The organism is Campylobacter aviculae (genome assembly GCF_005406215.1).
GTDB classification, from domain to species: domain Bacteria; phylum Campylobacterota; class Campylobacteria; order Campylobacterales; family Campylobacteraceae; genus Campylobacter_D; species Campylobacter_D aviculae.
Genome location: NZ_NXMA01000001.1, coordinates 85,771 through 109,483, shown reverse-complemented (window position 1 = coordinate 109,483; position 23,713 = coordinate 85,771). Strand labels below are relative to the sequence as shown.

22 protein-coding genes are annotated in these 23,713 nt (G+C 30.9%); 5 read left to right on the top strand and 17 right to left on the bottom strand.

What is annotated here, in order from left to right:
- Nucleotides 1-35 precede the first annotated feature (35 nt).
- The 3 genes from CQA76_RS00515 to CQA76_RS00505 are packed head-to-tail and all read left to right on the top strand — an operon-like array spanning nucleotide 36 to nucleotide 5,052.
- On the top strand, nucleotides 36-1,295 hold the full coding sequence (locus CQA76_RS00515) for a TolC family protein (RefSeq protein WP_137621503.1): 1,260 nt from the start codon (nucleotides 36-38) through the stop codon (nucleotides 1,293-1,295).
- The gene (locus CQA76_RS00510; protein WP_137621502.1) at nucleotides 1,292-2,032 is read left to right on the top strand and encodes an efflux RND transporter periplasmic adaptor subunit; all 741 of its coding nucleotides are present in this window, start codon (nucleotides 1,292-1,294) and stop codon (nucleotides 2,030-2,032) included. The genes CQA76_RS00515 and CQA76_RS00510 overlap by 4 nt, the downstream gene beginning before the upstream one ends.
- Nucleotides 2,033-2,034: 2 nt before the next feature.
- Nucleotides 2,035-5,052 (top strand): efflux RND transporter permease subunit, encoded by a 3,018-nt coding sequence (locus CQA76_RS00505; protein ID WP_137621501.1) that lies wholly within the window; start codon nucleotides 2,035-2,037, stop codon nucleotides 5,050-5,052.
- A gap of 17 nt (nucleotides 5,053-5,069) precedes the next feature.
- Here CQA76_RS00505 and CQA76_RS00500 read toward each other — a convergent pair whose 3' ends face one another.
- Genes CQA76_RS00500 through CQA76_RS00485 form a run of 4 tightly spaced genes read right to left on the bottom strand, consistent with a single transcriptional unit; the run spans nucleotide 5,070 to nucleotide 8,275 of the window.
- Complete coding sequence (locus tag CQA76_RS00500; protein WP_137621500.1) at nucleotides 5,070-5,876, bottom strand: adenylosuccinate lyase; 807 nt, start codon at nucleotides 5,874-5,876, stop codon at nucleotides 5,070-5,072.
- Nucleotides 5,839-6,597: an arginyltransferase gene (locus CQA76_RS00495; protein WP_137621499.1), complete on the bottom strand. Its 759-nt coding sequence runs from the start codon at nucleotides 6,595-6,597 to the stop codon at nucleotides 5,839-5,841. Before CQA76_RS00495 ends, CQA76_RS00500 begins: the two co-directional genes overlap by 38 nt.
- Nucleotides 6,597-6,836: a hypothetical protein gene (locus CQA76_RS00490; protein ID WP_137621498.1), complete on the bottom strand. Its 240-nt coding sequence runs from the start codon at nucleotides 6,834-6,836 to the stop codon at nucleotides 6,597-6,599. The genes CQA76_RS00495 and CQA76_RS00490 overlap by 1 nt, the downstream gene beginning before the upstream one ends.
- A gap of 2 nt (nucleotides 6,837-6,838) precedes the next feature.
- Nucleotides 6,839-8,275 (bottom strand): acetyl-CoA carboxylase subunit A, encoded by a 1,437-nt coding sequence (locus CQA76_RS00485; RefSeq protein WP_137621497.1) that lies wholly within the window; start codon nucleotides 8,273-8,275, stop codon nucleotides 6,839-6,841.
- A gap of 132 nt (nucleotides 8,276-8,407) precedes the next feature.
- On the opposite strand from CQA76_RS00485, the gene ftsW reads away from it, so the two are divergent.
- Together ftsW and murG are read left to right on the top strand one after the other, a co-directional pair.
- The gene (gene ftsW, locus CQA76_RS00480; protein ID WP_137621496.1) at nucleotides 8,408-9,571 is read left to right on the top strand and encodes a putative lipid II flippase FtsW; all 1,164 of its coding nucleotides are present in this window, start codon (nucleotides 8,408-8,410) and stop codon (nucleotides 9,569-9,571) included.
- Nucleotides 9,565-10,578: an undecaprenyldiphospho-muramoylpentapeptide beta-N-acetylglucosaminyltransferase gene (murG, locus tag CQA76_RS00475; protein WP_137621495.1), complete on the top strand. Its 1,014-nt coding sequence runs from the start codon at nucleotides 9,565-9,567 to the stop codon at nucleotides 10,576-10,578. The genes ftsW and murG overlap by 7 nt, the downstream gene beginning before the upstream one ends.
- Here the strand turns inward: murG and CQA76_RS00470 are convergent.
- From CQA76_RS00470 to CQA76_RS00410, 13 genes are all read right to left on the bottom strand, one after another.
- A complete protein-coding gene (locus CQA76_RS00470; protein WP_137621494.1) occupies nucleotides 10,571-11,734 on the bottom strand; it encodes an MFS transporter in 1,164 nt (387 codons plus the stop codon). The genes murG and CQA76_RS00470 overlap by 8 nt on opposite strands.
- An 80-nt stretch (nucleotides 11,735-11,814) precedes the next feature.
- On the bottom strand, nucleotides 11,815-12,420 hold the full coding sequence (locus CQA76_RS00465; RefSeq protein ID WP_137621570.1) for a thiamine phosphate synthase: 606 nt from the start codon (nucleotides 12,418-12,420) through the stop codon (nucleotides 11,815-11,817).
- A complete protein-coding gene (gene thiH / locus CQA76_RS00460; protein WP_137621493.1) occupies nucleotides 12,410-13,555 on the bottom strand; it encodes a 2-iminoacetate synthase ThiH in 1,146 nt (381 codons plus the stop codon). Before thiH ends, CQA76_RS00465 begins: the two co-directional genes overlap by 11 nt.
- A gap of 2 nt (nucleotides 13,556-13,557) precedes the next feature.
- Nucleotides 13,558-14,319, bottom strand: coding sequence for a thiazole synthase (locus CQA76_RS00455; protein WP_137621492.1), 762 nt, complete (start codon nucleotides 14,317-14,319; stop codon nucleotides 13,558-13,560).
- 2 nt (nucleotides 14,320-14,321) lie between these two features.
- Nucleotides 14,322-15,125: a thiamine biosynthesis protein ThiF gene (gene thiF / locus CQA76_RS00450; RefSeq protein WP_137621491.1), complete on the bottom strand. Its 804-nt coding sequence runs from the start codon at nucleotides 15,123-15,125 to the stop codon at nucleotides 14,322-14,324.
- On the bottom strand, nucleotides 15,122-15,313 hold the full coding sequence (gene thiS, locus CQA76_RS00445; RefSeq protein WP_137621490.1) for a sulfur carrier protein ThiS: 192 nt from the start codon (nucleotides 15,311-15,313) through the stop codon (nucleotides 15,122-15,124). The genes thiF and thiS overlap by 4 nt, the downstream gene beginning before the upstream one ends.
- 9 nt (nucleotides 15,314-15,322) lie before the next feature.
- Nucleotides 15,323-16,420, bottom strand: a complete 1,098-nt coding sequence (gene dapE / locus CQA76_RS00440) for a succinyl-diaminopimelate desuccinylase (protein ID WP_137621489.1) — start codon at nucleotides 16,418-16,420, stop codon at nucleotides 15,323-15,325.
- 3 nt (nucleotides 16,421-16,423) lie between these two features.
- Nucleotides 16,424-17,023: a LysE family transporter gene (locus tag CQA76_RS00435; protein WP_137621488.1), complete on the bottom strand. Its 600-nt coding sequence runs from the start codon at nucleotides 17,021-17,023 to the stop codon at nucleotides 16,424-16,426.
- Nucleotides 17,023-17,715: an SIR2 family NAD-dependent protein deacylase gene (locus tag CQA76_RS00430; protein ID WP_137621487.1), complete on the bottom strand. Its 693-nt coding sequence runs from the start codon at nucleotides 17,713-17,715 to the stop codon at nucleotides 17,023-17,025. Before CQA76_RS00430 ends, CQA76_RS00435 begins: the two co-directional genes overlap by 1 nt.
- A 79-nt stretch (nucleotides 17,716-17,794) precedes the next feature.
- Nucleotides 17,795-20,002, bottom strand: a complete 2,208-nt coding sequence (locus tag CQA76_RS00425) for an endonuclease MutS2 (RefSeq protein ID WP_137621486.1) — start codon at nucleotides 20,000-20,002, stop codon at nucleotides 17,795-17,797.
- Entirely contained in the window at nucleotides 19,995-20,345 is a 351-nt protein-coding gene (locus tag CQA76_RS00420) for a hypothetical protein (RefSeq protein ID WP_137621485.1), read from the bottom strand. Before CQA76_RS00420 ends, CQA76_RS00425 begins: the two co-directional genes overlap by 8 nt.
- On the bottom strand, nucleotides 20,338-21,633 hold the full coding sequence (murC, locus tag CQA76_RS00415) for a UDP-N-acetylmuramate--L-alanine ligase (protein ID WP_137621484.1): 1,296 nt from the start codon (nucleotides 21,631-21,633) through the stop codon (nucleotides 20,338-20,340). Before murC ends, CQA76_RS00420 begins: the two co-directional genes overlap by 8 nt.
- Before the next feature lie 65 nt (nucleotides 21,634-21,698).
- Nucleotides 21,699-23,672 carry an LTA synthase family protein gene (locus CQA76_RS00410; protein ID WP_137621483.1) on the bottom strand — a complete coding sequence of 658 codons (1,974 nt, stop codon included), beginning with the start codon at nucleotides 23,670-23,672 and terminating at the stop codon, nucleotides 21,699-21,701.
- Between the last annotated feature and the right edge of the window lie 41 nt (nucleotides 23,673-23,713).

The following is a 23,713-nucleotide window of genomic DNA, read 5'->3' as shown; positions in this document are numbered from 1 at the left end:
ATACTCTTAAGCTTTAGTGTGATATACTTTAGCTTATGAGACTTTTTATCATTTTATTTTTACCTTTGATAGTGTTTGGCTCAAATTTAAGTGAATTAATAGCCCTAAGTCAAAATAATGAACAATATCTTATTAAACAAATACAAAATGAACAAGCAAGATTAAAAAGCAGTGAAGTTTTTAGAAGCTATTTGCCGAGTCTTAGTTTAAATTCGGCCTATGTTGCTAACAATAAAGATCGTTTTATTATTGATCCACAAGAAAGTTTATTTGCTAAATTTTCCTTAAATCTTTTACTTTTTGATGGAGGCGCTAGAGAAGCAAATTTAAGGGCTTTAAAAAATAAAGAAAAAATAAGCTTACTCAGCAAAGAACAAACTAGAAATTATTTAGCCCTAAACGCAACCACTCTTTATTTTAATTTCTTAAGTCTCAAAAAAATTATACTTGCAGATCAACAAAAGATTAAATTTTTGAATTCTACCTTGCAAAGATTGAAAAAATTTTATTCTGCTGGACTTAGCTCTAAAGATGAATTAGAAAGCATAGAAGCTAAATTTCATTTGAGTGTTTTAGCCTTACATCAAAATGAGTTGAAGCTTGAAAATATTCAAAAAGAAATTAGAGTTTTAACAGGACAAAATTTTAATCCTAAAGAATATGCTACATTGGAAAAACCTTTTTTTGACAAGGTTTTAAATAACTACGATGTGCTAATAGCTAGAGAAAATATAAATTTAGCTAAAGAAAGTGTGAACTTAGCTAAATCTCAATACTACCCTAAATTTTACATACAAGATAATTTTGGATTTTATAAAAACAACTATAACCCAAAAGTTCCAGCTCCATATACTAGCATAGCTAATAATTTTTTACAAAAATATTCACAAAATAATCAAATTATTTTGGGCGTAGAATGGAAAATTTTTGACTTCAATTCAAGAGTTAAAGAAGTAGAAAAAGAACGTTTAAATATGCAGATTGCTAATGCAAATGCAAGACTACAGGAACGCAAAAACAAAGAAGAATTATTGTTTTTATTAAAAAATATAGAAGTTTTAAAAGAACAAATTATGGCTTTAAAATCAGCCCTTAAAGCTGCTAATATAGCTTTTGAAAGTATAGATAAAAAATATAGCGCGGGACTTGTTTCTTATGTAGAATATTTACAAGCTTTAGAAGCAAAATTTAAAGCACAGAGTGATTTAGAGCTCGCACGCAATGAATTTGAAATTACAAAAGCAAATTATTATTTCAATGCTGGAATACAAATCATTTCAAAGGTAAAACAATGAAAATGTTTTTATTTTTAATGCTTTCTTTCAATATAGTTTTTGCGGAAGAAATTTACGCAAGTTTTAACGTAGAAGCTTCAAAGCAAAGCAAATTAGCCCTTGAGAGCATAGGAATAGTTTCTCAAATTCCAATTCAAATTGGACAAAAGGTTAAAAAAGGGGATCTTTTGCTTGCTCTTGATCAAACTAGCGAAAAAATAGCACTTGAAAATGCTAAAAATTCATACGATTTGGCTTTGGCTCAATATAAAAATACTAAAAGCAAGATGAAAAAAATTAATTCTGTTCAAGATGTAATTGATAAACAAAGCTATGAAGATATGAAAACTCAATTTAACGCTGCTAATTTAAATCTGACTAAGGCTAAAATCAATATAGATTATTATAAAAACATACTTGAAAAAAAAGAGCTAAGAGCACCTTATGATGGAATCATTGCAAATAAATTTATACAGATTGGAGAAGGGGTTGGTGGAGTAGCCCAACCTTTAGTAGAAATTTTTTCTTATCCACAAAGTAAGCTTGTTTTAAGTTTTGATGAAAAATACAAAGACAAAGTAAGAGTTGGGGATGAATTTATCTATAAAATAGATCAAAGCGATAATCAAATCAAAGGAAAAATCAGTCTTATTTATCCTAGTATAGAAGTTAAAACAAGAAAGATTTATGCAGAAGTTGAAGCTTCAGAGCTTACGCCTGGACTTTTTGGAGAAGGTAAAATTATCACAAAAGATTAAATATGTTTAAATTAGCTATTAATAGACCTATCACTATATTAATGTTTTTTTTAGCACTCATTATTTTTGGACTTATTTCTGCTTTTAGCATGAGTGTTAATTTATTTCCTAATGTCTCTATCCCACTTATTAAGATTACGAGTAAGGCAAATGGGGATTTAAATTTTATAGAATCAAAAATCACCAAAGAAATAGAAAATGCTTTAAGTGAGATAGATGGAGTGAAAACGATTTCTTCGGCCGCTTATGATAATTTTAGCGTTAGTGTAGTCGAGTTTAAGCTCGGAAAAAACTTAGAAGTTGCTGCTAATGATGTTCGTGATAAAATCGGAACTCTAAGTCTTCCAACCAAACCTGAAGTTGAAAAAATAAGTTCTGACTCCGGTTCTGCTATTTCAATTTTTCTATACTCGCCAGATAAACTTACCCTTATGCAAAATATCAATGATAAGATCAAACCTTTTTTACAAAGGATAGATGGAGTAGGAAAAATAGATACCAAAGGTTTTTTAAAACCTCAAATTCGAATCAATCTTAAACCAGAACAATTAAGAAAATACAATCTTAACGCCTATGATGTAGCCAATATCATCAAAAGTCAAAATTTTAAACAAGCCTTAGGAGAATTAAACAATCAAGATGATAATTATATTATTAAGGGTTATTTTGAAGCTAATGATTTAGATGAGTTAAAAAATTTACGCATCAAAACGGGTGTATTCTTAAGCGATATTGCAGACATAAAAAGCCTTTATGAGGATGAAAAACAAAGTGCGATTTATCAAGGTAAAGAAGGTGTGCTTTTAGAACTTGGCAAAGTAAGTAATTACAATACATTGCAAATGATAAAAAATGTTAAAAAATCTCTAAGCACGTTAGAAAAACAACTTCCTAGCGATATTAAATTGGATATCGTTTATGATAAAAGTTTAAACATTTATAAACACCTTTCTCAAGTTATTTTCGATATGGTTTTAGGAATTTTTCTAACCCTTGTGATTGTATTTTTATTTTTAAGAAATTTAAGCGCTACTCTTATTGCTTGTGTGGCGATACCTACTTCAATCATCTCGACATTTTTTATCATTGATCTTTTAGGTTATGATTTAAATCGTCTTACCTTTATTGCTCTAACCTTAAGTATAGGAATTTTTATAGATGATGCTATCGTTGTAATTGAAAATATAGCTAAAAAACTAAAAGAGCATTCGCCTTTACAGGCCGCTTTTTTAGGAGTAAGTGAAATAGGTTTTAGTGTATTGAGTATCAGCATTGTTTTGCTTTGTGTTTTTATCCCTATTTCTTATATGAAATCCATTCCGGGACTTTTTTTTAATGCTTTAGGAATAAGCGTTGCAAGTGGTATTGTTATCAGTTTTTTTGTCTCTATATTTTTAATTCCAAGTCTAAGTGCTCGATTTTTAAATCCAAAAGAAAGCCAATTTTATCAAAAAAGTGAATTATTTTTTCAAAATATAGAACAAAAATACCAAAATACACTTTATAAGATTTTGCAAAATAAAACTAAATTTATTTTAGCAAGCCTTATCTTTGTTGTTTTATCCTTTGGCCTAGCAACGCGTATTGGACTTGATTTTTTACCTATGGAAGATGATAGTGAAATTCAAGTCTTGCTTGAAAGCAAAAAGGATTTAAGCCTTGAAGCTATGCGTAAAAAAAGTTTTGATTTGCTTGAAAAAATTCAAGCAGATGAAAATGTAAAATATGCATTTTTAATTGTAGGATACGATGATGCTAAAGATGCTACAAAGGCCAAAATCTATATAAAGCTTAAAAATTTGGACGAGAGAAAGCTAAGACAAAGTGCAATAGTCAATCTATATCGCCATAAATTCCAAGATGATAGTTTAAAAATTAAAGTTTTAGAACTTCCAAAAATTGAAGGTGCTGGAATTGATGATCCTGTTCAATTTTTGGTTTTAGGCGATGATTTAAATACCATAAAAGAGGCAGCTGATCGTGCTAAAGAAATTTTAGGAAGCAATTCTCGCATTGTTGATATAAGTGATAATGCAAATGCCGTTAAAGATGCGGTTGCATTACATATAAACAAAGAAAAGGCCAAACTTTTAGATGTCAATCCAGAATATATAGCCGCTGTGCTAAGTTATTCTTTTTCACAACTTAGTGTTGGTAGCATGGATAGGGGAAATTCAAAAGATGATCTTATTTTAAGTTTCTCGCCAAACTTTAAAAAAGATATAGAAGCATTAAAACGCATCAGTATAAAAAATAATCAAGGCGTTAATTTAGAACTTTCAAGTGTTGTTGATTTCTCTTATGGTAAAGATTTAAAAACCATCAATCGTTATAATAAAAATCGTTCAGTAAAAGTTACAGCTGGAGTGAATGATCTTTCTTTAGGTGCTGTTCAAAAACTATTGCTTGATAATATGGACTATATTTTAGGCAAAAATACAAATCTTAATTATGCCTTTTCAGGTTTTATCAATCTTTTGGGCGAAACCGTACAAGGTTTTAGTATGGCTATAATCTTGGCTTTTGTACTCATCTATCTTGTTTTGGCCGCACTCTATGAAAGCCTTATTTTGCCACTTATTATAATGATAACAATGCCCTTAGCCTTTGGAGGAGCATCTGTTGGACTTTTTATTACCGGACATAATTTCTCACTTTTTGTTTTAATTGCCATTATTTTACTTTTTGGCATGGTAGGTAAAAATGCGATTTTACTAGTGGATGTAGCCAATAAAAAATGTCATGAGGGTATGGAACCTGACAAGGCTTTATTGATTGCTGGAAAATCTCGCTTAAGAGCTATTTTAATGACTACTTTTGCGATGATTTTTGCCATGCTTCCTCTTGCTATTTCAAGAGGTGCGGGATACGAGTCTAATTCTCCTATGGCGATAGCAATTATCTTTGGTCTTGTAAGTTCTACAATTTTAACCTTACTTGTTGTACCAGCTCTTTTTAAATTTTGTTATATTTTAGATAGCAAATTAAGAAAGATATACGAAAGGGAAAAATTAGACTAAAAGACCAAACCAGTCTTTTAGGTATTGTTTTTATAAAGAGCCTTAAGATTATCATAAGCAATTTGGATTTTTTCAAATTGTTCTCTTGCGTAAGCTTTTTCTATAGCACTTCTACCTTGATAAAAATCAGGGTGATAAAGTTTTACTAGCATTAAATATTTTTGTCTGATTTCGCTAAGATCATTTTGTGGAGTGCATTCTAAAATTGTAAAATAATTATTAAAAAGCTTTGCTAAAGCATTAAATTTCCATTTTGAGTTTTCTTTATGATTAATATTTTGACGGAAATTTTTATACTCATCTCGATTCACTTCAAAATTAACACAATACTTTAAATGGTCACTTTCATCTGCAAAAGCTTCAAAAAGCTCTAAAGTGCTTTCATTCTTGTATTTAAGCATCAAAATATTAGTCATTTCATCATATTCTATATGATGATCCTTAAAATAATTTTTTGCATAAGTCGCAAATAATTTTTCATTGGAACTTAATTGCAATAAAATTTGATTTGCCGCAAATTCAGTCTTAATAAAAAGCATAGGCTTTAAAGTATTGCTTTGTTCAAAATTCAATCTAAAAGTCTTAAAATGAGCGTCTTTTAAATTTTCTATGCTTTCGTTAGTACTTTTGCGGTATTTTTGATCTAAAACCTTTAAAAAATAACGACGTTGAGGAATTTCACTTTCTTCAAAAAAAGAAAAAATCTTATTCTTACGTCCTATTACCTTTGTGAAATTTTTGGTAATTAAGTCTTTAAAATACTGAAAAACGCTAATATCATCAGTATTAACATTGATCGTCTCTAAAGTCTGCACAATTTGCATCTTCTCTCTCCCATAAAATCTCATTTTCTAAAAGATCACTTGTTCCTTTTAGAATTTCATTGGGTGTATAATCGGCTTTATACGATAAAGATTGACACTTTTTTACAAAATATCCTAAATAAATATATTTTAATTTTTTAATTTTGGCCAATTTAATTTCATTTAATAAAGAAAATTTACCCAAAGAAAGATGTGAAAAATCAGGATCGTAAAAACAATAAATACTTGAAATTCCATCTTCAACCTCATCTATAAGATCTACGCAAACCAATTTATCCTCTACATAAAAAGCAAGCTCGTATCCAAAATCCATAAATCCATCTATGTAAAGATTATAATATTGTCTGAAATTTAAATCATACCTTTTCCAATTCTTTTTTTCTTCCATAAAACGATGGTATTTATCATACAAAAATAAGTGTTCATTGCTTAAGGCTGGTCTTCTAAGTATCATTTTGGTGTTGATATTTTTTTTAAAGACTCTTCTTTCACTACGAGAAAATTTATATTCATCCGCTAAAATTCTAAGACTAAGACATTCTTGACAATCCTTACAAATCGGACGGGAGAAATATCTTCCAAAACGTCTCCATCCACATTGAATTAATTTTGTATTGACTTTTTTGGAGCAATTTTGTATATATTTATATTCTATTCTTGAGCGTTTTGCTTCTAAATATGGACATTGATCTTCAAGAGTACAAAATCCAATTTCAAGCATTAAATTTTCTTAATATCTGAATTTTTTATAAATTCAGAAAATTCATCTTGTAATTTTTCTTGTTTTAAAAAAATATCTTGCATTTCTTTATTTAAATCAGTCTCTTGCGTCTTGATGTGAATATCTTTAGCCAACTTCTCTGAATTTTTCATACTTATTTTACTTGACTTTTTACTCACTTTATGAGAGTTAGCCTGCATTTCTTTTTTAATATTTTTTAAGCTATCTAAAAAATCCATTATTATCCTTTTTTAATTTTTTCAAGAGCTATTGCAATTGCTGCCACTATCTCTTCTTTATTTTCTTGAGGATGATCTTGCGTCTTTTCTAACAATTCTTGAAGATGGGTTTCTATAAAAGAAGTATCAAAATACCCTCTTCTAAATTCTCTTGTCCTTATTATGGCGATTAAAAAAGGAATCGTTGTTCTAATATCTAAAGTAAATTCCTTTAAAGCTCTTTCAAGTTTATTAACCGCTAAATCATAACTCGTTGCTCTAACGATTAATTTAGCAAGCATAGAATCATAATAAGGAGGTATGGTATAATCTTTATAAATATGGCTATCCACTCTTACAGAAGGTCCGAGTGCAGGATAATATTCACCGATTTTACCTACACTCGGGGTAAAATTTTTCCATACATTTTCAGCTGTAATTCTAGCTTCTATGGCAAAACCTCTAGGCTTAACATCGCTTTGTTCTAAATCTAAAATTTCTCCAGCGGCAATGCGAATTTGACGCACTATAAGATCAATTCCGGTAATTTCTTCAGTGATAGGATGTTCAACTTGAATTCTTGTATTCATCTCCATAAAATAAAAATGATTGCAATCATCAAGCAAAAACTCTATCGTCCCTGCATTGGTATAACCCACTGCTTTTGCAGCTGCAACAGCCGTTACACCCATAGTTTTTCTAAGATTATCAGAAATACTTGGACAAGGAGCGATTTCAATCACTTTTTGATGTCTTCTTTGTATAGAACAATCCCTTTCGCAAAGGTGTATTATATTGCCATAATTATCGCCTAAAATTTGAAATTCTATATGACGGGGATTTGTGACAAATTTTTCCATAAATACTTCATCATTTTTAAAGTATGCAAACGCCTCTCTTTTGCAAGAATCAAAAGCATTCTCAAGTTCTTCTTGTTTATAAACAACACGAATTCCACGCCCTCCTCCACCACCTGAAGCTTTTAAAATTACAGGATATCCGATTTTTTCTGCTATCGTTTTAATCTCATCTATACTATAAGAATTTAATTTTTCAGTTCCTGGGACAATAGGAATTCCATTTTGTGTCATTAATTTACGTGCAATATTTTTATTGCCCATTTTATGAATCACTTCAGATTTTGGACCTATAAAAACAATATTTGCTTGCTCGCAAGCCTTAGCAAATTCATAATTTTCACTTAAAAATCCATAGCCTGGGTGGATAGCATCAGCTTTGCAGGCCTTAGCAACTTCTATAATCTTTGCAATATCTAAATAACCCTTTATTGCATCACTACCTATTTGATAAGCTTCATCAGCAATTTTTACATGCAAACACTCGCGATCAGGTTCGGTATAAATTGCAACACTTTTTATATGCAAATCCCTACAAGCACGGATAATTCTAACTGCTATTTCAGCACGATTTGCTATAAGAATTTTATAAATTTGCATCACAGCTTGCCCTTAAAAATAATCTTATAGCAATTCTATCAAAATATCCTTATAAAAACTTAGCAAAAAAATTAATTTATTTTAGCTATAATAAGCTCTTGTAAATATTTGTCTTGAAAGAAAAGTAAATTTTATATGGTTGCTGATAAAAAATTATTTTATTTAAGTTGTATATTGATCACCATAGGGATAGTTTTTTCATATTCACTTACGGTTTTTACTGTACTTTTTTTTAATTATAGCGAATTTCATTTTTTTGCACGTCAACTTTTTTTTGGAGTGAGTGGAATTTTAATCATGTTTTTTATTTCAAGACTTGATCCTGATAAGAAAAACTCTGAAAGAATAATTCTAGCAATACTTATCATTTCTTTTATTTTTATTATCATCTTACCTTTTTTACCTTCTGCTTTGGCAACAGCCAGTGGGGGCGCTAAAAGATGGATTCGTTTGGGGCCTCTTTCTATATCTCCAGTTGAATTCTTTAAAATAGGACTCATTTATTTTTTAGCCTGGAGTTATACAAGACGTATTGATGATAATAAAAAAGCTATCAAACACGAAATTTTAATCCTTTTACCCTATTGTATAGTTGCGACTATAGTTATAGGATATATCTATACTACCCAAAATGATTTAGGACAAAGCGTTATTTCTTTCTTCTTAATCTTAGCTTTAGCTTTTTTTGCAGGAGCAAGCAAAAGGCTTTTTGCTTTTGGAATATTGATTATTATGATGGTAGGGATAATGGTAATTTTTAGCAACCAAAGACGTATTCAAAGAATCGCTTCTTGGTGGGGTAATATACAGGATGCATTTTTGCCAATGCTTCCTGATTGGATGGCAAATGCTTTAAGAGTAAGCACCAATACAGAGCCTTATCAAATCTCACACTCTTTAAATGCGATAGCTCATGGAGGAATATTTGGAGAAGGCTTGGGGCTTGGAACTTTTAAACTAGGGTTTTTAAGCGAAGTGCATACTGATTTTATCCTCTCTGGTATCACAGAAGAAGTGGGACTTTTTGGACTTGGAATTATTTGCTTTATTTATCTTTGGATGATTTTAAGAATTTTTAGAATAGCAGGACGCTGTGAAAAAAAAGAACATTTTATTTTTTGTTCTGGCATAGCTTTACTTTTGCTTTTTTCATTTTTCATGAATGCCTTTGGTATTATTTCTCTTACCCCACTTAAGGGTGTTGCGGTTCCACTTTTAAGCTATGGCGGAAGTTCTATGTGGGCAATTTGTATAGGTATAGGATATGTGTTGATGATTTCCAAAAAGGTTAAATTATGATAGTTTTAACTGGAGGTGGTACAGGAGGACATCTAGCCATAGTAAGATGTTTATTAGAAAGTCTTAATCAAAAAAATATAGCTTGTATTTATATAGGCAGTCAAAATGGGCAGGATAAAGCGTGGTTTGAAAAAGAAACGCGTTTTAGAGATAAATTTTTTCTAAGCTCTCAAGGAGTTGTTAATCAAAGCAAATTTAATAAAATTAATTCTTTCTTACACATTTTAAAGCTTTCTAAAGAATGCAGACAAATTTTTAAAGACTATAAAGTAAAAGCTGTTATTAGCGTAGGAGGATATAGTGCTGCTCCTGCATCTTTTGGCGCTTTGTTTTCCCATATACCTTTATTTATACATGAACAAAATTCAAAAAGCGGCTCTTTAAATAAGCTTCTAAAACCTTTTTCTAAAAGGTTTTTTAGCGCTTTTGAAGAAGATTTTACGCCTTATCCTGTGGCAAATAAATTTTTTGATCGCGCAAGAATTCGCAAAGAATTAAAAAATATTATTTTTTTAGGAGGCTCTCAAGGAGCTAGTTTTATCAATGAATTAGCCATACAATTAGCACCTAGTTTAAATGAAAAAAATATTAATATTATCCATCAGTGTGGGAAAAATGATCTAGAAAAATATAAGCAAATTTATCAAAACTTAAATATTAAAGCTGATATATTTGACTTTAGTCCAAATTTAGAAGAAAAAATGCATACGGCTGATTTAGCTATATCAAGAGCGGGTGCAAGCACGCTTTTTGAACTGTGTGCTAATACTTTGCCTGCTATTTTCATCCCTTACCCTTATGCAGCAAAAAATCATCAATATTTTAACGCCAAATTTTTACAAGATCAAAATTTATGTAAAATTTTTACACAAAATAATGCTAATATAGATGAAATTTTAAAAACAATTTTAGAGCTAAATTTAGAAAATATCTCGATAAGATTGCAAAATATCACTCAAAAAAATGGTGCAGATATTTTACTTGAAAAAGTGTTAGCATTTATTTAATAATTTCGCTTTTATAAGATAAATACCCAACAACATTGACTATGATACCAACCACAAAAAGCATAAAAATAGAACCCGAAAAGTTTCCAAATTTATCGTGTAAAACTCCTATAATCCATTGCCCCTGTGCAGCAATTAAATATCCAAAGCCTTGAGCAAAAGCTGAAAGCCTCGCTGCTATTTGTGCATTATGGCTTTTTTGAGCAATAAAAAGCAAAACTATACCAAAAACCCCGCCCCAAGGAAAACCCATAGCAAACGCACCTAAAATAATCATTATTTTGCTATCACAGAGGAATAAAATTCCAAAAGATATAGCATACATAGCACATAAAACCGCAATATAGCTTGTATGATATTCTTTTTTTATTTTTCCCAAAAGCAAAGGTCCAAAAAGAGAAACTGGCATAGCAACTAATTGTCCAAATAAAAGCATATTTGTAGCAAAATCCTCGCTAAAACCTTTTTCGGTTATAATCTCAACATACCAAAAAAACAAAGAATAGGCTAAAAAGCTTTGAAAACCCATAAAAAGAGTGATTTTCCACGTGGTAGGATGTTTTAAAATACTCACTTGTTTAGAGGATGGTTTTTTGGTTCTAAAAAACCTTCCATTTTTCGCTTGAGGAAAGTACATCACTAAAGCTATAAAAGCAAAAATAGCCCAAAATACCATAGCTAAAGGTAAATTAAATATATGAAGTAAGGGTGTAGCTAAAGCAATCCCTGCTATAGAAGAAACACTTAAAATAAAACTATATATACCCATAATACTAGACATTTGTTTAGGAAATTTTTCTTTAATAAAACTTGGTAAAACCACATTAGCAATAGCTATTCCACAGCCTATAGCAAGCATTCCTATAAATAAGCCGTAAATTCCAACATAAGAACGTAAAAGCTCTCCAATGAAAATTAAAAAAATTCCTACGATAACTGCACGAATAGGAGAAAAATAACCTACGATAAAAGAAATACTTCCAAAGGCCATTAAAGGTAAGCTTGTCAAAATTCCTATAAAGGTAGAATTTAAACCATATTCATTCTTTATTGCATCAACCATTGGACCTATAGTCGTAATAGGAGCTCTAAGATTAAAAGCAATAATAATAACGATAAAAACATTAAGCCAAAAAATTTTCTTAAAAGAGAGCATAAATTCCTTAATCTTTAAAGTCTAAGAAAAAATATTTTATCCTTTACCTTCTTATAGTTTTATAAAACACCAAAAACCACTTACTCGCATTTTTGCCTGCATTCATTTAAATAAACTTTCAATTTTTTTCCATTCATCAAAGCTTCTCTCATGCAAACTCCAGCTATATCTAAATTTTTAAGCTTTTCGATATTCTCTAGATTAATCCCGCCTATAGCATAAAGTGGAATTTTGCTAAAAGCGAGTAAAGAATTTAAAAACTCAATTCCTTTAGGCTTTAAATCCTTCTTACAAGAACTTTCAAAAATATGTCCAGCAAAAGCATAATTAACTTTGTAATTCATAGCTTCTAAAAGTTCTTCTTTGCTATGGATGGAAGTTCCAAGCAAATGAAAATACCGAGCCAATCTAGGATCTTGTCTTAATAGATTAAGCGGTGCATGAAAATACTTATGACCCAACTTCAAGCATTGTCTGTCAAAAAAATGCAAAATACAAGTAACTTTTTGCTTAGAGCAAATTTTTAAAACTTCTTGTGCCAAGTCATAATACTCAAACTCGCTCAAATCTTTTTCTCTAAGTACAAAAGCATCTACGCCTGACTTGACGATTTTTTCAACCTGTGTTAAAAAATCACCCTCAACAATTTTTCGATCGCTTATAGCGATAATCTTTTTATCCCACATAGATACTATCACTCATCACAGCCTGCAAATTTGCATTTTTAAGCATAGTTAAAATTTCTTCTACACTTCTTTCATCTGAAATTTCAAACTGATCATCACCTTTTTTTTCACCGCTATGCTCACCAATCCCTACGCTAACTCCCGCACTCATTTTAGTCGCTCCAAGCTTAATCACCTCATCCCTAAAGCCTATTCTTTCACGACTTGATATAGTAATTCCTGCAAAAGGTAAAAAAAGCCTATACGCACAAAGCACTTGTAAAAGACGTTTTTCATTTACATCTTTAGGATGAATTTTGACATTATTAATGATAGGCCTTAAACGTGGTACAGAAAGAGAAATTTCCGCATGTGGATATTTTTGCTGTAAAAAATACGCGTGTAAAGCCGTCGCTAAAGCATCTTTTCTAAAATCATCTATGCCCAAAAGCGCAGCAAAAGCAACCCCTCTCATCCCTGATTTTAAAGCTCTTTCTTGAGCGTTAAAACGATAAGGAAAAATGCGTTTTTCACCGCCAAGATGAATTTTGGAATATTTTAAAGGATTATAAGTTTCTTGAAAAATAGTCACATAATCACAGCCATTTTCATGCAAAATTTTATACTCATCTTCATTCATAGGGTAAATTTCAACCCCTATGACTTTAAAATACTCTTTTGCGATAGCACAAGCTTTTGCAATGTATTCTACATTTGCAAATTCTCTTCCCTCGCCTGTTAGCATCAAAATTTCTTGCAAACCTGTTTTTGCAATCGCTTTCATCTCTTGATGAATTTCATCTTCATTAAGTTTTGCTCTTGCGATTTTATTGCCTTTTTGAAAACCACAATACACGCACTTAGAATTACAATAATTTGACAAATAAAGCGGAGTAAAAAGCGATATAGAATTTCCAAAATATTTTATTTTTGTCTTTGATGACTTAAAAGCTAATTCCTCGATAAATTCTTCAGCCGCACTTGAAAGCAAAGCTTTTAAATTTTCTATGCTTAAATGCGTAGAATTTAAAGCCTCTTCAACATCTTTAACGCTAAATTTAGCCTCATCATAATCTTTTATTTCAAACAAAACTTTATCTAAAATATCACTTTTTATTTCTTGCATGTGAGGCAAATATTGCATAAAATCTTGCATGATCAATCCCTTAAAAATCCTGTTAAAGGAGAACTTGCCTTAGCCTCACTCACACTTGCTAAACCGGCCAAATAACCCTCTCTTCCCGCTTTTATTGCCAAAGAAAAAGCTTTAGCCATTAAAGCGATATTTTTTGCTTCAGCTATAGCTGTATTTGCCATAACAGCACTCACTCCCATTTGCATTGCCTCACAAGCTTGAGATGGACTGCCAATGCCCGCATCTACGATAATAGGAAGATCGATTTCATTAAGTAAAATTTGTATGAATTCTTTAGCACACAGGCCTTTGTTACTTCCTATGGGTGCAGCTAAAGGCATAATAGCCGCCGCTCCAGCATCTCTCATCGCTCTAGCTGCATAAAGATCAGCATACATATAAGGCAAAGGCGTAAAACCATCTTTTGCTAAAAGCTCGCAAGCTTTGATCGTTTCGTAATTATCCGGCAATAAATATTTACTATCACTGATCACCTCGATCTTTATAAGCTCTCCGCATCCTAACTCCCTTGAAAGCCTTGCTATGCGTAAAGCTTCTTGAGCATTTCTTGCTCCTGAAGTGTTAGGTAAAAGAGTAATATTTTTTGGAATATAATCTAAGATATTTTCAACCTCTCCCGTATAAGCACGGCGTAAAGCTAGAGTGATGATCTGTGCTCCTGCTTCTTCGATGGCTGATTTGATCAACTCAAGTGAAAATTTACCCGATCCTAAAATAAAACGTGAGTTAAATTCATATTTTCCAATTTTTAATTTATCATCCATTTTTACTCCTTGCTAGCTAAAAGTTCTAAAACCAAATTAGCTTGATGTCCCGCACAAATATTAACCCGTGGTGCCATCAGTCCATTTCCAACTTGTGCTGCATTCACCAAATCCCCACAAACATAGAAATTTTTTGCAATTTTTCTCGTTTGTATGCTATTGCTATCGCCATAACCTGCAAGTCCTGAAGCACAGATTAAAGTTATATCAGGATAAAATTTATGAAAATTTTGCGCGATCATAGCTTTTGCTAAAGGCGTATCAAAGGCTTCACAAACGATATTTACACCCTTAAATAAATGGGCTAAATTTTGCTCATCTATCTTTAAAGTTTCGATTTCAACTTGTGTGTAAGGATTGATTTCTTTGATTTGCTCTTTTAAAGCTTCGGTTTTAAATTTGCCCAAATCACACACACGATAAGCTTGGCGGTTAAGATTGCTAGGCTCTACCACATCAAAATCGATGAGTTTTAAAGCCCCTATTCCACTTCTTGCTAACATGATGGCTATGTGAGAGCCAAGGCCACCTAAGCCACACACTGCAACGCTTGAATTTTTTAATTTATCGTGAAGTTTTGGGGTGTGTCTTGCTCTCATCATCGCATCAAGTGCATCTTTTGGAGGCAAAGTATTTTTTTGTATGCAAAAAAGCTCATCATTTTCATTTAAATTTAGATCTTCTTTTGTCGCAAAGCCATTGACTATCCAAACATCATTTTCATTTTCACTCACGCTTTGAAAAAATTCCAAAGTGCTTTTAAAAGAGGTTTCAAGCTCTTTACCATTGAATTTTATTTTCATCAGCCACCCCCTACAAAACTTACAATTTCAGCCTTATCATTTTCTTTTAAAATCAAATTTTCAAAACGATCCTTTGGGATAATTTCTCCGTTTAATTCTAAAGCGATGAGTTCGGTTTTATAACCCTTTTCTTTTAAAAAATCCATCAATCTTAATTCTTTTAAATCAAGCTTTTCACCATTGATAATCATTACTAACCTCTAAAAATTTTCTATAAAATCTTTATAAATTTCACAAAGTTTTTCAAGATCTTCCACACTTACTCTTTCATCAATAGCGTGAATTCTATCGTTGCATACTCCAAATTCGCATACACTTATACCAAATTCTGCTAAAAATCTTGCATCACTTGTGCCGCCTTTGGTATTGAAACTTGGAACGCGTTGCGTGATCTTTTGGATACTTTCGTTTAATTTTTGCACCACTTTATTATCATGATGAGTTAAAAAAGGTTTTGAACTTTGTTTGATTTCTAATTCATAATTTAAACCATGGCAAATTTTATCGATATAATTTTTCGCATCATCTAAAGTCGTATCTGGAGAATTTCTAACATTAAACATCAATTTTAGATCATTTGGAGTTACATTGCACACTTCAAGTCCTCCCCTAATATCAGTAATGACTATCTTAGAAGGAGTAAAATCTGCACTACCAGGATCAAGATCAAAACCCGCTAAAAATTTCAAAGCATGAGAAAAATCATGGATAGGATTGATACATTTTTCAGGGTAAGCTACATGTCCTTGCTTTCCGCGTATGAGAATTTTACCATTGATTGAACCTCTGCGTCCTATTTTGATACTATCTCCTAAATATTTTTCACAAGTTGGCTCACCCACTAAGGCAAAATCAGGCAAGATATTTTCTTCTTGCATGAATTTAAGAAGCTCTAAAGTTCCGTATTTTGCCTCTCCTTCCTCATCACTTGTTAGCATTAAAGAAAGCCTAGAACCTTTAAAATTTGCATTTTTAACCGCATCAATAAAAGCCGCCACACCACTTTTCATATCTTGTGCGCCTCTTGCGTAAATAAACCCATCTTTTTCTACAGGCTTAAAAGGATCGCTTTGCCAACCCTCACCCGCAGGAACAACATCTATGTGGCCACAAAATGCTAAATGATCGCCTTCATCTTGAAATTTTTTTGTCAGTAATAAATTTTTCACACCCTCTTTTTCCACAAAAAAAGCTTCAAAATCGCTAAGTTCTAAGGCGATAAAATTTAAAATTCCATCATCTTTTGGTGTGATGGATTTAAATTTTAAAAGTTCGATTAAAAGTTCTTTAGCATTCATTTTTTATCCTATAAAAGTTCTATATAATAAACTAATAGCAAAATATTCTATAATTAAAGCTGAAACTATATTGACAATCTTAACAACTTTTGCATTAAAAAAATGCTTATATTTTGCAACAAAAAAAGATAAAGCAAAAACCCAAGAGATAATCGAAACAACAAGTCCTAAGGTCATAAAATAAGGATGTATATCGCCAACGATCATACCCGCTGCACTCAACCAAAATCCTATAACAAAAGGATTAGATCCATTTAAAAAACATCCTTTAATATAACTTTTTAAAAGACTTTCTTTAAATTCTTGATTTTGCACATCTAAAGCCTCACTTTTTTTTCTAACCATCAAAAAAGCCATATAGCTTAAAAAACAAAAACCAAAAATCGCCAAAATGTATTTAAAAATATCATTATTTAAAAAGCTTAAAAGCCCAAATTGTAATAAAAAAAGATAAAGCATATCGACACTAAAAGCACCAAAACCAACCGCTAATGAATTTTTAAAAGATTTTAACGCATAAGTTAAAACTAAAATATTTACTGGACCAAAAGGAACACTTACTCCAAAACCCAAAGCTAGGCCATTTAATAAAGAATCAAACATCAACTCTCCATAAATTCTTCAATATCTAGTGCAATTTTATCAATCACACTTACAACATCTTCAATATAAATTTTATCAAAATATTTTTCCAAATCATCATCTTTATCGTAAATATTTAAAATACTTTTTTCACACATACTAGCATAGTATCCAACAGGCAAAACCGCTCCGCTTGTGCCTATGCTGATAAAAAGCGAGGTTTGCTCAAGCAAAGAATAAAGAGTGGCATACATAGGTGCCGCCTCTTCAAACATTACTATATTATGTCTTAAATTTTCACTTTTGCATTTAGGGCAAATTTTACCCGCCATTTTCTCATAGCCGATGCTAAAAATTTCACCGCATTTTAGGCAACGAAGTTCAGGTAAAAAGCCGTGCAAATGGATCACATCTTTACACGCTGCACGCTCAAGCAAATCATCGACATTTTGCGTAATCACAAAAAGATTTTTACCCCATTTTTGCTTAAGTTCTGCTATTTTTTTATGGGCGTGATTTGGCTCTACATTTTTAAGTTGTTCTCTTCTTTCATCGTAAAAATCAAGCACTTTTTTAGGATTTTTTCTAAAAGCTGTTGCGGAGCAAACCTCCATCACATCGTATTCTTCCCAAAGTCCGTCATTATCCCTAAAAGTTTTAAGTCTGCTTGGAGCAGATAAGCCTGCTCCGCTTAATATCATTATATTTTTCATCACTAAACCTTGAATTTTTCAAAGTCTAGCACAAAATACTTTAAGAAAATAAATATTTTTGCAAGATTTTTTCTAATTTTTATAATCTCACTACCTTAGCACCAAAGCCGCCTTGATTGATCGGAGCATCACTAAAGCTTTTTACGCTTTTGTGTGTTTTTAAAAACTCTCTTACCGCAAAAGCGAGTTTTCCTGTACCTATACCATGATAAACGATCACCTCATCAAAACCCGCTATCAAAGCATCTGAAATGAATTTATCAAGCCTTGAAATCGCTTCATCACTTCTAAGCCCGTGCAAATCCAAACTCACGCCCAAATTACTAGGCTTTGTGATATTTATACTTGTTTTTGGACTAGGTTTAGGGATAGCACCGCTTTTTTTAAGGAGTTTTAAAGGCACACGAAGTTTTATCCCTTCACTTTCCACTAAAGCATCATTTTTAGAAATTCCTACGATTTTTCCTTTGATCTTTTCATATTTTACAAAATCCCCAACCCTTAACTCTTCATTTTGATCCATACTTGGCAAAACGATATTTTTCTTAAGCTCATTAGCTTTGTTTAAACTTCTTTGTTTTTCTTTAGTGTCTTTTAAGCGTATAGTTTTTTTAGCTTCTTCTATGGCTTGATAAAATTTAAGCTCTAAGTCCCTTAGTTTTTGACGCAATTCGCTTTCATTTTTTTCTTTTTGATCTTTTAAAGAAAGTAAAATTTCATCAATCTTTTGTTCTTTTTTATCCACTTCATTTAATTTTAGCTTTAAATCAAGCTCAAGATTGATATTTTTACTCACCATTTCTTCTAAATTTTGCTTATCTTCCCCATAAAGCTCTTTGGCTTTTTTAACTAAATTTGGCGGAATTTGATAACGCAAAGCCGTTTCAAAAGCATAAGATTTTCCTATGGTGCCTTTTAAAAACTCGTATTTTGGTCTTGAAAATTCCTCATCATATAAAGCCGCTATCAATTCAACTTGTTCATTTTCAGCTAAAAGCATAGCAAGGCGTTTGTGGTGTGTAGTGATGATGATTTTTAGTTTATTGCAAATCAAATGAGAGATCAAAGTGCTATACAAGCAAGCCGCTTCTTCAAAATCTGTCCCAAGCTCTATTTCATCTATACCTAAAAGTAAATTTTTCTTTGTAAAGAGTTTGGAAAAATGAAGCATTCTTCCAGCAAAGGTAGAAATATCATTTTTCACATTTTGCGGATCTTCGATAATGGTATCAAATTCCTTAAAAGTTCCTATTTTGCTTTCATTTGCATTAATGTGCATCGGCAAAAGATGTTTGGCTAAAAAACAAGCACTTAAAATGCTTTTTAAAAGCATCGATTTTCCACCAGCATTTACCCCAGTGATAATCAAAACTTGCTTTTTAAATTCAAGCGAAACGCTTTTAGGATTTTTTAAAGCCGGATGGGCAAAATCTTTTAAAACAATCGTGTCTGAATTTTCACATAAAACAAATTCATAATCCTTCTTTTTAGCCGTCAAAACTCTAGCACTATAATGATCGAACAAATCAAAAGCGTTGTTGATAAATTTTAAAAACAATAAATTTTTGGCTAAAAAAATGGAAAAATTTTTAGCATATTCATAATAAATTTCTTCTTTTTGATTTTGCAATTTTTCTAAATCATTTTGCAATTTTTCAACACCTTCAGGAATGATATAAAAGCCTCCTCCGGTGCTTCTTCCTATAATCTTTGCTTTTATAGCGTGATTAAACCCGCCTCTAACGAGTAAAGATTCTAAATTATTAACAAGATGAATTTGAGTATCCATAAGATAAGGGGTTAAGGATTTGCTATAGCAGTACTTTTTAAATTCGGTCTGTATGGCTTCATTTTTCATTTTAAAAGCTGTATTAAGATTTATCAGTCTTTCATCTAGGTTTTCTTTTAACTCGCCCTTGTCATCAAATTTTTCACAAAGCTCTAAAATTCCATTCGGAAATTCAATTTTTTCAAGCCAAGCATTGAGATTTGATCCAAAATTTATCTTTTTTATTTTATCAAAGTAAAGAAAAATTTTAACCAATTCATAAATTTCTTCTAAATGTAAAATTCCTTGCTTGCTTAAATGAGTTAAAGCTTTATCTAGATTGGTTACTTCTGGCATAGTAGGAAATTCTACTTCGCAAAGCTCACCGATTCGCTTAAAATGAAGATGAGAATCTCCTTGCAAAAATATATCTTTATCTCTTGAAAAAAGTTCTCTTATTTCAGCTAAATAGTTATTAAGATCGAGTTTTGAAACTAGCTCATCTTTTAAATCATTCATTGTTTAACCTGCAATCTTTAATATCTATAATCAAAGATTTCAAACTTTCATTATTGTCTTTTGAAATAAAACTTTGGGTGCCAAATTCATAATTAAAATAAGCCTTAGAAACATTAATATCTTTACATGAAATATTTTTATTTTGATCAAAAGCCACAATGATATCATTTATTAAACGGCTTTGTTGTGAATTTTTAAATTCAAAAAACACAGCTAAAGCGATGAAGCATACAAGCAAAAAACTAAAAAAAGGTTTTGTCTTATTTCCTAATTTTTCACGTAAAAAATAAACAATCAAAGCTAAAATAAAAATAACGAGGATATAGAAAAAAATTCTACCCATTAAATTTCCTTAGTTTATTGCTAATATCTCCCGCTCCAAATCCTATAATGAGTCCTTTATCAAAAACTCTTCCTTTATCACTGACTAAAAATTTACCCTCTCTTTTGATATCTTCCACAAATAAAGCCTTAGGGAAGTATTTTTTTAGATCAATTTCGACTTTTTCTTCCCCTGCGGCATAAACCGGTAAAATCACAAGCTCATCCACCCCATCAAAAGCATGGACAAAATCTTGCAAATTTGCTAACAAACGCGTATAACGATGAGGCTCAAAAATAGCCGTGATCTTAGTATAACCACCAAGTTTAGCATACTCTTTAGCAGCTTTTAAAGTCGCTTTGATTTCCGTTGGATGATGGCCGTAATCATCGATTAAAGCTAAACTTTCATCCGCATGTAAAATGTCAAATCTTTTTTTAATTCCTTGGTAGTTTTTAAGTCTAGTTTTTATAGTCTCTACATCTATAAAATTTAAAGCCGCCAAAATCGCTAAAGAAGCATCAATAGCTAAATGATAGCCCATACCAAAAACGCTAAATTTTCCCAAATCTTTTAACTCAAAACTTGTAAAAGGTTTAAAATTTTCAACTTTCATAATACAATTTTTAATATCTTTACTAGGATAAAATCGAGTTGCTTCATTTTTGTAATCATCTAAAAAATCATCTTCTGCATTGATCACGCGAATTTTAGCTATATCTAAAAACTGAGTATATGCATTATGTAGTTTTGAAAGTTCATTTCCATAGTGATCCAAGTGTTCTGCTTCAGCATTGGTAACGATTGCCAAATAAGGATTGGAATTTAAAAAAGAGCTGTCGCTTTCATCGGCTTCGAAAATCAGATCTTCGCTTTCTTTATAGATCATATTAGAACCAAATTCTTTTAAAATAGCACCGATAATAACCGAACTATCATTTATTAAGGATGCTAAAATACTAGAAGTTGTGCTTTTTCCATGTGCTCCAGCAACGGCAAAAACACGTTTATCTTGTAAAATAAGCGGTAAAGCTTCTTTTCTCGAAAGGCATTTAATGCCTAGTTCTTTAGCGTATTTAAATTCAGGATTTTCTTCTTTTATAGCCGCTGAATAAATGACTAAGTCTTTATTTAAAACATTATCTTGATGATGAGGAATGGCTATATTAACGCCTTCTTTTTCAAGCTCTTTAGTGATCTTACTTTCTTTAAGATCGCTCCCGCTGATCTCATAACCCTTCTCCTTTAAAAATCTCGCTAGTGCAGAAATTCCTATACCACCTATACCGATAAAATGAATCTTTTGCATATTTTTAGCCTTTATTTTAAAAGGCTAAATTCTAACACTTCTTTACTAAAAAGAAAATATAAATTCTATTTTGCTATACCTAAACGTTGTCCGAGTTGATAAAAATTTAACTCATTGTAAAATTGAGCAAAATTTTTATGATACTCGTCAAGTTTAAAAGCTTTATTGTTATCTTTTAAAGTATGATTGTTTTCAAAAAAATACCCCTTATCTCCTATATAAACTCCATTTTTATCTGCCCAAACTACATCATTAAAAGCAAATTCTAATTTTTCATCTTTAGGTTTTGCTAACATATTTCTTCCACCAAGACTTAAATAATGAACATTGCTAAGACTTAAAGCATAAAGGGTTGGAAAAATATCTTTATGAGATCCTAAACGATTTTTATCATAATAAATATCATTTTGCAAAATCTTAGGCACATAAAGATAAAAAGGCACACTATAAGCAAAAGCCTTTTGAGAATTTAAATCAATCCCCATTTCACGAACCCTGTGATCTCCAGTAGCTGCAATGATAACACTATCTTTAAATGAGCTTTGCTTGACTTTATCTAAAAATTTACCAAATTCATTATTTGCATAGGTATAAGCTTTGATAATATTTTCTTGCTTACTTTTCTCATAAGGAAGTAAATCAAGTAAAGCTTGTGGGATATTTTCTAGCTTAGGTAAGCCTTCTTGTGCGATTTTATAAGGAGGATGATTGGAAATTGTTAAGCCGATGATCAAGGTATTATGCGGATTTTCTTGCAATAATTCATAAACTTTTTTATATAAATATTTATCAGCTATCCCATAACCATTTTCACTTATTTTAGCTTGTTTATACTCTTTCATTAAAACATTTTCATCAATAATTTCATCAACACCTAAAACACCCAAATAATTTTTAACATTTTGCCAAGAACCATTCCCAGCACTTACAAAAATAACTCTATATCCTGCTTTTTTATAAACAGCAATAGGGGTTAAATCTAGATAAGTTTTTTGAAATTTACTTGTAGAAATGTATTGAAAGGGACTTAAAAAGAACAAATTAGCAAAGCTTGGTATAGTTCCATTATAAGCACTTAAAAATCTTTTAAATACAAAATCTTTTTCAAAATGCGGTTGCAAAGCACCTAAGAAATTATGTTCCTCGTTTGAAAAATCCGCCAAATTAAGCCCAAAGCTTTCCATTAAATTGACAAAAACACTAGGATGAATTTTTTCAGCTTGTATATTTTTAGGACTTGTATGCAAATCATCAAAAAGTTTATTTTTAAGTTCTTGTGCTTTTAAAGAACTGATTGTTTTAAAACTTTCTTCTTGGCGATATTGTTTAAACGCCCAAGAAAAAGCCATTATAGGATTTAGCATAGTATCGTTTAAAACACTCAATTGGCTAAAAGAATAATTTTGTACATTAATGGCTACATGTCTAAAAGGACCTCTTAAAGCTAGAATATAAATTCCAATCAATATAAAATTTAACAATATCAACATAGAAAATTTTAAATTGATTGGTTTCAGTTTTAATCCTAAAATTTTTAAATTGATAAAAACACAAAAAATTCCAAAAACAAACATCAAAATAAGAATTTTTAAAATAGGATAATCGTTGTAGATAATATTTAAAATCGCTTGAGCATTATCATCTTTTAAACCGAATATAAAAATATCAAATTTACTTTTGTAAATTTCGTAATAATAATATTTTGCATAAGAAAAACCTATACAAATAAAGGAAATAAAAGCTATATAAAAACTAGAGGCAATGCGGTAAGTCTTTAATACCCCCCCCCCAATTGTTAAATTTCGTTTTTTTTTAGAAAAAACCAAAGCTATAAAGCTACAAAGTAAAAGAGGTAAAAATGCAACACTTAAAAATCTTATGTCATGATAAGCTCCTAAAAGATACATTTGTATAAATTCATTTTTATCACTTACTAAATTACCAGGGATAAAATTAAGCTGCATTAAAGCTCTATTGATGGTAAAAACGACTATAAATAATAAACTAAAAATGATAATTTGCAGTAAAACTTTTCTCATATAAAACCTCAAGTATAAAAATTATATTATAAACATATAAA

Excerpts from the sequence above, each read along its gene's own strand:
- ftsW (WP_137621496.1), top strand. The coding sequence starts at position 8,408 with ATGGTTGCTGATAAAAAATTATTTTATTTAAGTTGTATATTGATCACC.
- dapE (WP_137621489.1), bottom strand. The coding sequence starts at position 16,420 with ATGAATGCTAAAGAACTTTTAATCGAACTTTTAAAATTTAAATCCATC.
- CQA76_RS00410 (WP_137621483.1), bottom strand. The coding sequence starts at position 23,672 with ATGAGAAAAGTTTTACTGCAAATTATCATTTTTAGTTTATTATTTATA.
- CQA76_RS00425 (WP_137621486.1), bottom strand. The coding sequence starts at position 20,002 with ATGAATGATTTAAAAGATGAGCTAGTTTCAAAACTCGATCTTAATAAC.
- CQA76_RS00510 (WP_137621502.1), top strand. The coding sequence starts at position 1,292 with ATGAAAATGTTTTTATTTTTAATGCTTTCTTTCAATATAGTTTTTGCG.
- CQA76_RS00470 (WP_137621494.1), bottom strand. The coding sequence starts at position 11,734 with ATGCTCTCTTTTAAGAAAATTTTTTGGCTTAATGTTTTTATCGTTATT.
- CQA76_RS00430 (WP_137621487.1), bottom strand. The coding sequence starts at position 17,715 with ATGAAAAATATAATGATATTAAGCGGAGCAGGCTTATCTGCTCCAAGC.
- CQA76_RS00435 (WP_137621488.1), bottom strand. The coding sequence starts at position 17,023 with ATGTTTGATTCTTTATTAAATGGCCTAGCTTTGGGTTTTGGAGTAAGT.
- thiH (WP_137621493.1), bottom strand. The coding sequence starts at position 13,555 with ATGCAAGATTTTATGCAATATTTGCCTCACATGCAAGAAATAAAAAGT.
- CQA76_RS00500 (WP_137621500.1), bottom strand. The coding sequence starts at position 5,876 with ATGCAAATTGTGCAGACTTTAGAGACGATCAATGTTAATACTGATGAT.
- murC (WP_137621484.1), bottom strand. The coding sequence starts at position 21,633 with ATGCAAAAGATTCATTTTATCGGTATAGGTGGTATAGGAATTTCTGCA.
- CQA76_RS00515 (WP_137621503.1), top strand. The coding sequence starts at position 36 with ATGAGACTTTTTATCATTTTATTTTTACCTTTGATAGTGTTTGGCTCA.
- CQA76_RS00505 (WP_137621501.1), top strand. The coding sequence starts at position 2,035 with ATGTTTAAATTAGCTATTAATAGACCTATCACTATATTAATGTTTTTT.
- CQA76_RS00465 (WP_137621570.1), bottom strand. The coding sequence starts at position 12,420 with ATGTGGGATAAAAAGATTATCGCTATAAGCGATCGAAAAATTGTTGAG.
- thiS (WP_137621490.1), bottom strand. The coding sequence starts at position 15,313 with ATGATTATCAATGGTGAAAAGCTTGATTTAAAAGAATTAAGATTGATG.
- CQA76_RS00420 (WP_137621485.1), bottom strand. The coding sequence starts at position 20,345 with ATGGGTAGAATTTTTTTCTATATCCTCGTTATTTTTATTTTAGCTTTG.
- CQA76_RS00495 (WP_137621499.1), bottom strand. The coding sequence starts at position 6,597 with ATGCTTGAAATTGGATTTTGTACTCTTGAAGATCAATGTCCATATTTA.
- CQA76_RS00490 (WP_137621498.1), bottom strand. The coding sequence starts at position 6,836 with ATGGATTTTTTAGATAGCTTAAAAAATATTAAAAAAGAAATGCAGGCT.
- CQA76_RS00455 (WP_137621492.1), bottom strand. The coding sequence starts at position 14,319 with ATGGATGATAAATTAAAAATTGGAAAATATGAATTTAACTCACGTTTT.